The organism is Nostoc sp. DedQUE04, from assembly GCF_034530995.1.
Taxonomy (GTDB): Bacteria; Cyanobacteriota; Cyanobacteriia; order Cyanobacteriales; family Nostocaceae; genus Nostoc.
In genome coordinates this window covers 59,281-73,022 of sequence record NZ_JAVRCA010000017.1, presented here as the reverse complement: position 1 = coordinate 73,022, position 13,742 = coordinate 59,281, and the positions used below count along the sequence as shown (strand labels likewise).

General features: G+C 43.0%; 7 protein-coding genes. 5 read left to right on the top strand and 2 right to left on the bottom strand.

All coding sequences use genetic code 11. The features are described 5' to 3' along the window. Positions 1-6: 6 nt before the first annotated feature. The gene (locus tag RM049_RS14630; protein WP_322704716.1) at positions 7-1,674 is read left to right on the top strand and encodes an iron uptake porin; all 1,668 of its coding nucleotides are present in this window, start codon (positions 7-9) and stop codon (positions 1,672-1,674) included. Positions 1,675-2,276: 602 nt separating this feature from the next. Here the strand turns inward: RM049_RS14630 and RM049_RS14625 are convergent. Further along, positions 2,277-2,552, bottom strand: coding sequence for a ubiquitin-like small modifier protein 1 (locus RM049_RS14625; RefSeq protein ID WP_322687954.1), 276 nt, complete (start codon positions 2,550-2,552; stop codon positions 2,277-2,279). Positions 2,553-2,641: 89 nt separating this feature from the next. Next, positions 2,642-3,958, bottom strand: a complete 1,317-nt coding sequence (gene thrC, locus RM049_RS14620) for a threonine synthase (protein ID WP_322704667.1) — start codon at positions 3,956-3,958, stop codon at positions 2,642-2,644. Between the two features lie 829 nt (positions 3,959-4,787). Between thrC and RM049_RS14615 the strand changes: the two genes are divergently transcribed. From RM049_RS14615 to RM049_RS14600, 4 genes are all read left to right on the top strand, one after another. Further along, the gene (locus tag RM049_RS14615) at positions 4,788-7,316 is read left to right on the top strand and encodes a hypothetical protein (RefSeq protein ID WP_322704666.1); all 2,529 of its coding nucleotides are present in this window, start codon (positions 4,788-4,790) and stop codon (positions 7,314-7,316) included. 177 nt (positions 7,317-7,493) lie between these two features. After that, positions 7,494-8,057 carry a hypothetical protein gene (locus tag RM049_RS14610; protein ID WP_322704665.1) on the top strand — a complete coding sequence of 188 codons (564 nt, stop codon included), beginning with the start codon at positions 7,494-7,496 and terminating at the stop codon, positions 8,055-8,057. Positions 8,058-8,325: 268 nt separating this feature from the next. Continuing rightward, the gene (locus tag RM049_RS14605; RefSeq protein ID WP_322704715.1) at positions 8,326-9,762 is read left to right on the top strand and encodes a hypothetical protein; all 1,437 of its coding nucleotides are present in this window, start codon (positions 8,326-8,328) and stop codon (positions 9,760-9,762) included. Next, positions 9,759-13,655 (top strand): TonB-dependent receptor, encoded by a 3,897-nt coding sequence (locus RM049_RS14600; RefSeq protein WP_322704664.1) that lies wholly within the window; start codon positions 9,759-9,761, stop codon positions 13,653-13,655. The genes RM049_RS14605 and RM049_RS14600 overlap by 4 nt, the downstream gene beginning before the upstream one ends. Positions 13,656-13,742: the final 87 nt, after the last annotated feature.

Genomic DNA, 13,742 nt, shown 5'->3' with positions numbered 1-13,742 from the left:
ACCTGGATGCTCGCATCGTTACTAATTGCGGGAGTAAATGGAGTTGCACAAAAAGCATTAGCACAAGAGTACATCAATCCAGAAACTACTCAGGAGATAGGAGTCAAGGACGATAATATTATTCCCCCATCCCCCTCCCTCTCTCCAAAAGAACCGATGGCGCAAGTTACATCGGTATCTCAACTCAAGGACGTACAACCCAACGATTGGGCATTCCAAGCCTTGCAGTCTTTAGTAGAACGTTATGGTTGTATAGCCGGCTATCCAGATAGCAGCTATCGCGGTAATCGCGCCTTAACTCGATATGAATTTGCTGCGGGTGTAAACGCTTGTTTAGATAGAGTCAACGAATTAATTACTACAGCCACCAGTGATTTAGTTACTCGTGAAGATTTAGCAATATTACAAAAATTGCAGTTAGAATTTGCCCCTGAATTAGCAACTTTGCGGGGTCGTGTCGATAATTTAGAAGCCAAAACTGCTGAAATCGAAGCCAACCAATTCTCAACAACAACTAAACTCAGTGGACTACTGATAGTTGGCATTCAAGGACGGACTAATAATCGTGGTGATGTTAATCCTAGAGATGGACAAAAAGATACAGATGATAGAGGGACAAATATTGATGTTATATCCTTGGCGCAACTGTATTTAACTAGTCAAATCACTCCTAGCAGTTACTTGTTTACAGGTCTTTTAGATGGTAACGGTACTAGTGGCCCTAGATTTACCAATAGTGTTTCTCGGAATGATGTTTTACTTGGCTACGAATTTCCTACAGAGAATTTGATTGTAAGTGACCTCAATTTTCATTGGCTGGTGACAGATAAATTAGCAGTAATGGTAGGAACAGAGGGCGTAAGTATGCCAGCTGCTTTCCGAGGCCCCAATCGGGTAGAAAGTGCTGCAACAGGGCCATTATCTTATTTTGCCCAAAGAAACCCAATTTTAAATATGGGATATGGTCACGGTGGTATAGCTATTGATTGGCAATTTGCTAAACGCGCTAGTTTGCAGGCAATTTATACTAGTTATCAACCAGGAAATCCTGGTAAAGGTAGCGGTTTATTTGATGGAACCACCACTACAGGTGTGCAATTACTGCTGACACCAACCGATACTCTAGATTTAAGTTTATATTACGTTAATAATTACGCTTCAGATGGTTGTTTGCTAACCTTTGTTGGTGATGAATGCTTAACTACAGTTAATACCACTACTGGAAAATCAGCACCGCTACAAACTAACGCTGTGGGTGCGACTCTCACTTGGCAAATTTCTCCCCGTATTAGTGCAGGCGCATGGGGTGGTTACACTAAATCTTATATTCCTGGGCAATCGGGAAGTGTAGAAACGACAAATTATATGGTGTTTCTGAATTTCCCTGATTTATTGAAGAAAGGAAATTTAGGAGGAATTTATGTCGGTCAACCTCCTAAAATCACTAGTAGTGACTTACCTGTAGGAAATAATGTCCCTGATTTTATCAATACAGGTTTAGGACGAGCAGGTGGACAACCAGGCACGACCACTCAAATTGAGGCATTTTATCGTTTTCAATTAACAGATAATATCAGCATTACACCAGGAATAATTCATCTTATCCAGCCTGGTAATACACCAGATAGTGACTCAGTTACTATCGGCATTTTGCGGAGTACTTTTAGTTTTTAATTTCAGTTTCACATAATAAGAAGCTTCTGCACCTTAACACAGGATTCCCTGTAAGCCAACGCTCAGAACTTTGGAAGATGCGGAGATTCATTGATAATAAATCTTAGAAGCTTGGTATAAATAATAAACATATCTCCCTTTATGGCTAGCAATAAAAAAGACGGGTTTAGCCGCCTTCTGTATAATAAGTAAAAACATCTTGATAATTTATGCAATATATCAAGATACTCTAATCGCAATCTGCCAAATTGCCAAATACTTACTTATAAAACACAAATGTTAATTCTCTGTAATTGGATATTTTTATCAGCTATAACTTTTACAATAAACATAATTTAATAGTTAAGCTTCTATAGCAATCCGATTTGATTTCTGAATTAATCGTAGGGGCTAGGGACTGGGGACTGGGGACTGGGGACTGGGAAGAAGGAATAAAGGTGTACTGAGTTTTTTTCAAAAATGAAATATGAGTCCTATATCTTATTTAGTGTTCTGTGTATTAAGGGACTTGCAAAAAATAAATTATCCCAAATTATTTATAGATTTGTAGGGGCGCAAGGCCTTGCGCCCCTACAACGGGATATTTTTTTAACTGGAAGTCCCTAACCACCGGCGACAGCTGGGACAATACTTACTTCATCGCCATCTTTAAGTGTTGTGTTTATACCATCTAAATGGCGAATATCTTCGCTATCGACGTAAAAATTTACAAACCGACGTAGCTTACCTTGTTCATCGCACAACCGGGATTTAATGCCAGGAAAGCTTTGTTCTAAGGAGTCCAACAATTCAGCAATGGTGCTACCGTTGGATTCTAGACTAGCTTGATTATTAGTCAAATTCTGAAGAGTTGTAGGAACTAAAACTGTTACAGCCATAGAAGTACAAAGTGAAGAGTTAAAAGTGAGGAGTATAATTTAAGAGTTAGGTAGTCATGAATAAAAAACTCATAACTCATAACTCCTAACTAAACGAGAACTTGTTGCCATTCCAAGCGATCGAGAGTACGCGATCGCTCTAACGCACGTTCAAAACTATCGAGTTTCGCATCAATAGTCAAGGGTTCACCAACGTAGCCTTGGACTGCTTCTTGGGTTTTCAAACCATTGCCTGTGATGTAAACCACGGTAGTTTCATCTGGATCGATTTTGCCAGCTTCTACCAGTTTTTTCAGCACGGCCACGGTTGTACCACCAGCCGTTTCTGTGAAGATGCCTTCGGTTTCTGCCAGCAACTTGATGCCATCAATAATTTCGGCATCATTGACTGATTCAATGTTACCACCAGTTTTCTGAGCTAGCTCCACAGCATAAATACCGTCTGCTGGATTGCCTATTGCTAGCGATTTCGCAATTGTATTCGGTTTAACTGGTTTAATAAAGTCACGTCCTTCTTTGAAGGCTTGGGCGATGGGCGAACAACCTTCAGCTTGAGCACCACTGAAACGGACGCTCTTGTTTTCTACTAAACCAACTTCGACAAATTCTTGGAACCCTTTATAAATTTTTGTAAAGAGCGAACCAGACGCCAAAGGAGCAACTACATGATCGGGTAATTCCCATCCTAGTTGTTCTGCAACTTCAAAACCTAGCGTCTTAGAACCTTCAGAATAATAAGGACGCAGATTAATATTGACAAAACCCCAGCCATGTGTATTTGCAACTTCCGAACAGAGACGATTGACTTGATCGTAGTTGCCTTTGACGGCCATGAGGGTGGGACTGTAAATCAAGCTACCGAGAATTTTACCGGCTTCTAAATCTGCGGGGATGAACACACAGCAGTCTAAACCGGCATGAGCTGCGATCGCAGCTGTAGAATTTGCTAAATTACCAGTGCTAGCGCAAGAAACAGTAGTGAAACCTAACTCCCGCGCTCTGGATAGAGCGACTGACACCACCCGATCCTTAAAGCTCAGGGTGGGCATATTCACGGCATCATTTTTTATATAAAGCTTATTTAGACCCAGGCGACGGGCAAGACGGTGAGAACGAACTAGGGGAGTCATACCAGTTCCCACATCTATAACATTGTCAGTTGCGACAGGCAAAAAGGGGCGGTAGCGCCAAATTGAATTAGGCCCAGCTTGAATTGTTTCACGAGTGACTGTCAGACGTAGGGTGTTGTAGTCATATTTAACTTCTAAAGGGCCAAAACATAACTCACAAACATTACTGGCTTTGAGTTCATATTCTGCACCACATTCCTTACACTTCAAGGCTTGAAAGTAGGCAGTGCTGGTTTGGGTTTGGGTTTGGGTTTGGGTTTTGATTGCCTGAGTCATAAACTAGCTTTCCCTGTTTGTCTGTCACTTGTCGCCTGATATTAACACGAGCAAAAATACCAGTCAAACATACCCGACTAAAAATATCGGATATGTCTGGTATTGATAGGATTGATTCTTGTAAAACTTTAATACTAGTAATCTCCATTTATAGTATTTACACGTACATTGTTAATGTTATGAAAAAATAAAATGGCTTTCATTATCCAGCATTAACACTGAAAAACACTATGATAAAATTGCATTTTTTTGTGATAAAATTGCATTTGTTGAAATTGCTATCCTATTTAAGCGATCTAGAACGCTTAGTTAATTTTCAATTTTTTTTATCTAAATGACTCTCCAGGGCAGTATATATTTCTGATAACAAAGACTCAAAAACATTTTTATATATAAGTTTTAGTGTTTTTAGCATCTGAATCAAGCCACTAAAATTCCTATGTGTGTTGCCAAAATAAAGTTAATTTTTCAGCTTTGATGCACTCATTCATAGCTCAAGAAGTTACTTATTTATACGGAAGATTTTTTTTGCTTTAAAAGCTACATTGCTATTTACATCTCTAACTAAGCAAAATACAGTAATAAATTACACATATTTGCGATTGCCAGTCTTGATTCTCAAGGGTAAGCGTAAAACCACTAGACAAGTTATTTCTGGTTATTGTCTCAATATAATTTCCCAGGAGTGTCAATAATTTAACTCCTTAAATATGCATTCCCAAAACTTTAACGTTTTGGGCAGCCATAATCGGTAATTCTTTAAAGGGAATTGCCGAACTTTATCCTGTTTCAAAATCCGAGATACAAGTTCAGCAAACAAACTACTTATATGGTAAATCGAAATCAATCCGTAAATAAGCAGCGTAAACTTTACCAATTTCTAGTAGCAACAGCATTATTAACTGGTAGCCTTTTCCAATTTCTCGCACCCGTATTAGCTGACGGAACGACTGCGGGTACATCTATCAGTAACACTGCAACAGCAACCTACGAAGATCCTAACAGTCCAGGGACAACTATAAATGCCACTTCTAACACTGTCGTTGTCACTGTAGCAGAGGTTGCTGGAATCACCGTTACAGGGTCTGGAGTTACAGATAACAATGGCGGTAATGTTGCAGTTGGCGACTTACTAATCTACACCTACACCTTAACCAACGTAGGTAATGACCCCACCAAATTCCACATTCCCAATCAAGCGACAACAACTGGGCCGGGTACAGTTTCGGGCACATTACCAAATGGTGGTACAGTTAATAGCCTGCAATATAGCACTGATGGTGGTCAAACTTGGATAAACGTCCCTCAAGGTGGCGTAGACACACCTTCTGTTCCGGTTAACGGTACTGTGTTAGTACGTGTGCCAGTAACTGTACAAGCTGGCGCTCAAACCAATGATGTCATTACCGTCACTCTTGGTAATACTCCTGGTGATGCCCAAAACCAACTGCGGAGTCCTGATGGTGGTGACGTATTCACCGTAGATAACCCCGATGGTAGTACTGGTGAGGTATCTGGCACACCAGTTAATGGTACACGGGAAGCTAGCGCTACCGAGCAAATTAAGGTTGGTTTAACGGTGAAGACCTATGCTTTAGCCAGCATTCTGAAGATTCGCAGTGGTTATAACAATGCTGGCACAACTGCGATTACAGATGATAAATTGACCTACGATTTGAGTTTGCGAGTTGAGTCCAACGATCCCACAGGGCAGGGAATTACACCCTCAGCTTTGACGGGTACAAGCATCAATATTAATGGTGCTACTGGTACTTATATCTTGGTTTCTGATGCAATTCCTGCGGGTACAGATTTAGCAGTAGCACCAACTGCACCTCCTGGTTGGCAAACTGTCTACACCACTAATCCAGTTACAACTAATGCTAATACAGCTAGTTGGACTACGACAGCACCAGCCTCTTTGGCCTCAGTCACTCGCGTTGGTTTTATCAATAATCCAGCGACTATTACTTCCATCGCTCCTGGTACAACGGTAAATGGCTTCTCAATTCAGCTAGCTGTTGAATCAACTGCATCTTCACCCTTAACCGTCGCTAATATCGCTCAATTGTTTGGTCAAACACCCAGTAGCAATTTACCAGTATACGACGAATCTGGCGACCAAAACCCCAGCAACTACAACGGTTCCCCAGGCAGTATGACTCCTCCTCTGGGTACTGATAGCAATGGTGATGGTATTCCCGATACTCTACCACCCGGCAACGTTGATGATGGCTATATTAATACTCCAGCATCTCCAGAAACTGGAACTGACGCAGGTAATAACAACACTGGTACTGGTACAGGTGGTGAGGCGAACGTTTTCACGGTGCAAGCACCTGTTGCTTCAGCGTTACTCAACGGGCCGCAAAATGCCCCAGATGCTACTGGGCCATCAGGTTTAACTAACGATGACTTCACTAATAAATCTTCTCTCGTTCCTGCCGGGACAGCACCTGGTAGTACACTCGATCCTCAGTCAGTTGGCTTCACCAACACTGTTAAGAATAGTGGTACTGACTCAGGTGTCTTGAAGATAGAGCCAACGCCACCAGCAATTCCAGGAGATTTACCGAATAATACAAAGGTGACTATTACTTATGGTAGTCAGTCTGCTGTCTATACCTATAATAATGGAGCGTTTGCATTAACTACTGGTACAGCAATTACAATACCCAACGTTGCTCCTGGTGCAAGTATCAACTATGGTGTGGAAGTTGATTTACCTCCAGGCACGCAGTTATCTACTGATATTAGTAAAGGCTTTCCAGTACCTATCACTGCTTCGATTGACAACTATACGACAGATACCAACGGTGATGGAATTAAAGATACTGGCAACGATAATACCTTTGATTCGTCCAATATTACCATAGATCGCGTGTACACTGGCTTCCTGAAACTGCTGAAAATGTCACGAGTTTTACAAGGAACTGGGCCTGTAGTCCAAGGGAATGATGGCACATTCAGTATCGATCCGAAAAAGCCTGCACCAGGAAACATTATTGAGTACCAAATTCAATACACAAATATTTCCGATCCTCAATCTGGAACTGGGAATGTGATTTTGAATGCTAACAAAGTTGTGATTACTGAAGATGGTACGAAAAGCCCCAATAACTGGGCATTAGACAATGATGCTAGCGGTCAAATTGATACTAGCAATATTGTTGGTTCAGCTAAGGATTCCGGGAGTGCAACCATCCAATTCTTTAGTGGTAATCCAGCTACTAGCTCTGGCATCGACCAAACTGGAACTACGGCAAACACTGATGTTGCTAAGTACATAGATACTGTCACTGGCACGATCGCACCGGGTATTCAAAGAACATTTACCTTCCAACGCAAGGTGAACTAATTCGTTGGGATTGGGGACTTTGAAGTTTGCAGACTCTGGTACAGAAGAGTCTGCGAACCATTTGACCTTATCCCCAACCCCAAACAGCAAGCAAATAGGAGAGTGACTTTTTCTTAGCAAAAGCTGGGAAAGATAAGTCAACAATTCACATTCTGGAAGTTTTTTGAGGTTATTTATATGAAGCGTGTTTCTCTTGCAGGTTTAGGAGCATTCGCTCTCATTACTACAGTTCCATTTTTCGGACAAATTCCGGGAATCGCAAATGTATGGCATTCAGAAAGTGCTGTTGCTCAGAATATCAAAACTCAAGGGCAAATTCAATTGCGTTTAGAAGCAGAAAAGCAAGTGGTGGCACAAGATCAACAGGGTAAGCAAAGCCAGAAATGGGAACCTTTGAAAGGTCAAGTTGTGGTGCGACCAGGAGATGTATTGCGATATACCTTGAGTGGCGAAAATCAGAGCGATCGCCCAGTGAAAAATTTGACTTTTAATCAACCTATTCCTAAAGGAATGGTCTACGTGCTGAATTCTACTACTGTCGCCAAAAATTCCAAAATTACTTACAGCATTGATGGCGGGCGTAGCTTTGTTGAAAATCCTACGGTTAAAGTTACTCTTCCTGGCGGCAAAGTGGAAACAAAACCAGCACCAGCTATTGCTTACACTCATATCCGTTTGCAGATTCCATCACTTGCAGCGAAGACAACAGTCAAGGCAACTTATCAAACCCAAGTGCGCTGATTAACACGCCGCCTTGCTAACTCGAAAAAGAACTGCAATCAAGAATATTTTCAGATTCCACTGGAAACGAGATTTTTAAAGGGTTTTAGCTTAATTGGATTTCCCCGAATAAATAAGTGCTTTTATTAACAACAAGCTTGACATTTCAGAGGAGATGTGGTAAGTGAACCGTCCTCAAAACCAAAAGCAAATTACTTCTAGCGGTAGCTGGTGGCGACGGTTAACAGCTACTGTTCTTCTGGGAAGTTTTTTGCATACTACTATATCTATGCCAGCGATCGCGCAACAGACTAACAATCTGGTTGCGTCTGTGCCATTAATAAATCAAGCTACTTATACTTATACAGATTCTGCTAGCAACGATCAATATCAAGGAAGTTCTGAGCAAATTAATGTTAGTCCTATCCCCTTACTCGATCCATTAGGACGGATTTTAGGTTGTGCTGGCACTATTTTACCTGACTATACAGGTTTTTCAGTTGGCGTATACGAACCCAACTCTAGCGACCCAACGGGGACAGAATTGGGCAGTTTGGTTGCTTTGACCCGAACAGAGTTACCAGATATTCCTAATAACAACGTTCCTGGTGGGAAATCGCCGAATACTGAGAATAGTAATCCCTACTTCGTTACGAATAACCCTGCGGGTGTCTACAATTTCCTACTCGATCCGAATAAGGGTCAAACCGCTCCAGGTAGAACCTACATTTTTGTAGTTAATCCACCACCAAATTCTATCTATAAACAGCGACGGGTCAAGATTGAAATCCTTGCTAACACTGGAACACAAGGTAATGGTGTTGTGCGATATGTCGCCAGTTCTCTAGATGGTCAACCAATCAGTATTACGGGTGAAACCAGAGTAGAGCAAACAGTTGTTTTAGTTCCCAATGCAGAAACGGTGGGACTGGATTTATTAGCCTTTGAATTCACTACAAATTTGTGTCAAGCCAATCAGTTACAGATTATCAAAACAGGCGATCGCGCTACTGCTGAACCTGGAGATACGGTAATCTACCGCCTGTCGGTAAAAAATCTCGCTGATGCTGGTTTGAATAATATATTTGTCACCGACAACCTACCTTTAGGATTCCAGTTTTTACCGAAATCTGTGCAAGGAGAGCTAGATGGTCAACCAGTCGCGATCGCTTCAGAACGCAACGGTAACACAGTGACATTCCGCACAGACGTAACAATTTCCCCAGAGAAAGTCTTGAATATTGCCTACGCTGCTCAACTAACAGCTGATGCGCTGCGTGGTACTGGTCGCAACACTGCGATCGTTAATGGTCAACGAGCTGATAACCGTTTTAGTACTAAGGATGGCCCAGCAACCCACCAATTGAAAATTCGTCCAGGGATCGTTTCTGACTGTGGCACGATTATTGGTCGCGTGTTTGTTGATAAAAACTTTGACGGAGAACAACAGCGTGGTGAGCCTGGAGTAGCCAATGCGGTGATTTTTCTGGAGGACGGAAACCGCATCACTACAGATCCTAATGGTTTGTTCTCTTTAGCTAATGTCTTACCTGGATACCACACAGGTGTACTAGACCTTAGCAGTGTAGCGGGTTACACCCTAGCTCATAACGAAAAATTCCGCGAACGAAATAGCCAATCTCGCTTGGTGCATTTAGAGCCTGGTGGCTTAGTACGCATGAACTTCGCTGTCACCCCCACATTTCAGGAGCCAGTCAAGAAATGAAAACCAGACTGCACTGTATAACTACATTTAACCTGAGATTGATGGGGGCGATGCCAGTAGCTCTCTGCCTTGTTTTGTACCCGACAATTGTCAAAGCAGAAATCACTAGTGAACAACCCCTTTTCCCTGATTCCCATTTGCAAGCCGATAAAGGTGTTGAAGATCGAGCGGATCGGAATAAAGTTGCTGAAAAAAGTATAGATTCAAATTCTCCCGATCTCTTGGGAAGTTCTGAGCAAGATTCTCCACCTCTTGAATTTACCTCAACTTATAAAGCATCGGCTCCTGAAATTCCAGATATCCAGCCAAGTGAAACAGAAATATACCCATTTCAACCAGAAACTTCTATTGATTTGCCCAGTGGCTCACGCAAAATAGGAGGAATCAACAACGACGGACGCAAAGATACTGAGACACTGTTTCATGCTTCTACAACGGAAATACAACCATTTCAACCAGCAACTTCTGTAGGTTTGACTAGAGGCTTGGGCAAAATTGCTGGAGTAGAGGACGCGGGGACAAAGGGACAACAAGTAAATGAAAATCTTCCTGTGTCCCCCACTGTCCCTATCTCTACAGCAATCAAAATCCTGACTCCGACGGCTGACAGTGTTGTAGATGTCCAAGCTAGCACGGTGGTTGTGCAGTTTCCTGCTGGTAGTCAAGTAGAATTGCGGGTAAATGGTGCGTTGGTAGACCCTTCTTTAGTAGGACGGACGGAAACCGATCCTACCACCAATTTGGTAACGCAGACATGGTATGGTGTCTCGTTAAAAGAAGGTGCAAACACCATTTCTGCACAGGTTGTTGGAGGAACAGAACCCCCTGTAACAGTGCAAGTTGCAGTGCGAGGAGCGCCGCAGCAATTAACTGTAGAAACAGTTGAGTCTCGTATCCCGGCAGATGGACGTTCTACGGCTACAATCCGGGGTCAACTCACCGATGCAAGTGGTAATCGCTCGAATCGTGATGCTGTTGTCACCCTCATACCCACTGCTGGGGAGTTGGTCGGGAAAGACTTCAAGCCTAATGAACCGGGATTTCAAGTGGAGGCGAAAGCGGGGCAATTTACAGCGACTTTGCGATCGCAGCTAAAGGCGGAAACTGTGACAATTCGCGCGATCGCAAATGATTTAGAAGCCTTCACCCAACTACAATTTGAAACGTCACTGCGTCCGAGTTTAGTTACTGGAGTCATAGATTTACGTTTGGGAGCTAGAGGTACAAATTATTACGGCAGTTTCCGTGATTTCCTCCCTCCTGACAAAAACAATGGAACGCAATTAGATTTCCATTCAGCGATATTTGCCACTGGTGCGATCGGAGAATGGTTATTTACAGGCGCATACAACAGTTCTCGTAGCCTCAATGAAGATTGCAACTGCGATAATCGCCTGTTTAGAACTTATCAATTCAGCGAGCAAAACTATCCTGTCTACGGCGATAGCTCGAAAGTTGATGTGGTCGCTCCTTCCATTGACAGTGTATTTTTGCGTTTTGAGCGTTCAGCTCGTACCCCTGGCTCCGATCCTGATTATGCGATGTGGGGTGACTATAACACAGAAGAATTTGCGCGGCGATCGCAGCAATTTACTTCTATCACTCGTCAACTCCACGGTTTTAAAGCTAACTACAACTTAGGAAACCTCCAAATTACAGGTTTCTATGGCGACCACTTAGAAGGATTTCAACGAGATACTATTGCTCCCGATGGTACTAGTGGCTATTACTTCCTCTCTCGCAGACTACTACAAGCCGGTAGTGAAAATGTCTTTATCGAGTTAGAAGAACTCAATCGTCCTGGGACTGTATTAGAACGCAAACAACTTAACCGAGGCCCAGACTACGAAATCGACTACGATCGCGGTACTTTATTATTCCGCGAACCGATTCTTCGTACCGATATCGATCGAACCGGACAAGTGTTGGTACGTCGGATTGTTGTTAGCTATCAATATGACAGCGAAGACTCTGACGGGAGCATCTATGCTGGTCGTTTGCAATATAATCTTTCCCGCAAACTTAATCAGGAAAGTTGGATAGGAGCAACTTACATTCAAGAAAATCACGGGGTGCGCGACTTTCAACTCTACGGCGCAGATGCGCTGATTGCTTTGGGTGACAACGGTAAGTTAATCGCAGAATATGCCCATTCCACTAATGATTCTGATGTTTTGGGAAAAGTTAGAGGTGATGCTTACCGTTTAGAAGCTGAAGGAAAGATTGCTAATGGAATTCAAGGTCGAGCCTATTATCGCTTTGCTGATACGGGTTTTGCCAATAATGCCACTATCAGTTTTGTCCCAGGACAAACCCGTTATGGAGCGCAGGTTACAGCTAAACTCACCTCAACTACCAACGTCAGAGCGCAATACGACCATGAAGACAATTTTGGGATTGCTCCCCAACCCCTAGACACCTTTGAAGAACTCTTTGCACCGCGTTATGAGGCGATACCTGGTAGTAAGGTTGATAATTCACTGACGACGATTTCTGCTGGGATTCAACAACGCTTGGGTAGCGCCACTATCGATCTCGATTGGATTCACCGTCGTCTGGAAGACCGTATCCCCGACAGTACCCTAAGTAGTAATTCCGATCAATTGCGATCGCGTTTTTCAGTTCCTCTAGCTAAAAACCTGACCTTCCAAGCCCAAAATGAACTCAGCTTATCTTCCCAAAAAAATGCTATTTACCCAGACCGTACCATTTTGGGGTTGAATTGGGCGGTAATTCCTGGTGTCAATGTCAGTTTAGCCCAACAGTATTACAGTAGCGGTCAATATTCGGGTAATTCCATCACTAGCTTGAGTGTCAACGGCGAACACAAACTCGGATCGGATACTACCTTGACTGGTCGTTACTCAATTTTGGGTGGTGCTAACGAAATGACTACTCAAGGAGCAATTGGTATAAATAACCGTTGGACTATTGCTTCGGGATTGCGACTGAACGTTGCTTACGAACACGTATTTGGCAACTTCTTCGGACGCACTTTGGCGGGTCAACAATATGCTCAACCCTACGCCTTTGGTCAAGCTGCATCTGCGATCGGGTTTGATGGTGGGGATAGCTATAGTGTTGGGCTGGAATACAGTGATAATCCGCAATTTCAAGCCAGCGTCCGTTATGAACATCGTTCCTCTTCTGGCGGTAGTAATACAGTAATTACCGCAGGTGCTGCGGGTAAAATTTCTCCGGCTCTCACCGCTTTGGTACGTTATCAACAAGCTGGTTCTTCCAATCAAAAGCTTTCAGGATTGGGAGATACTGCTAACCTAAAACTGGGTTTAGCCTACCGCGATCCCAATAGTGATAAATTTAATGCTTTATTGCGTTATGAATATCGCCAAAATCCATCAACCATCCCTGACACTATCCTCTTAGGAAGTGGTACGGGTTCTCAAGACCATACCTTTGCTTTAGAAGCGATTTACGCTCCTAACTGGCAATGGGAATTCTACGGGAAGTATGCGTTGCGTAACAGTACCTCTTACATAGCTAACGATTTAGCCGGTACTAGCACAGTAAATCTGGCCCAAGTACGCGCTACCTATCGTTTGGGATATAGCTGGGATTTGGTGGGTGAGGCTCGTGTAATTAGTCAGTCTAGCTACAGTGAGACAGGCTTTGTTCTGGAAACAGGCTACTACCTCACGCCTAACCTGCGCGTTTCGGCTGGTTACGTCTTTGGGAAAGTTGATGACCGAGATTTTTCTGGCACACGTTCTGCGGGAGGCGCGTATTTAGGCTTTACGGTTAAGCTCAACGAATTGTTTGACGGCTTTGGACAACAAAGACCTGTAGCGCGCCAGCCACAGGAATCGGCGATGAAAACTTTGGTCGGTAAACTCAAGGCTGCAATGAGGGGGATGCAAAGGCGTGAAATATAAAAGGGTTATTTGATGTAAAGACGTTGAATGAACCTCTGTTACGAATTTAACCCTTTCTTGTGGGAATACTATTGTCGTAACGATTTT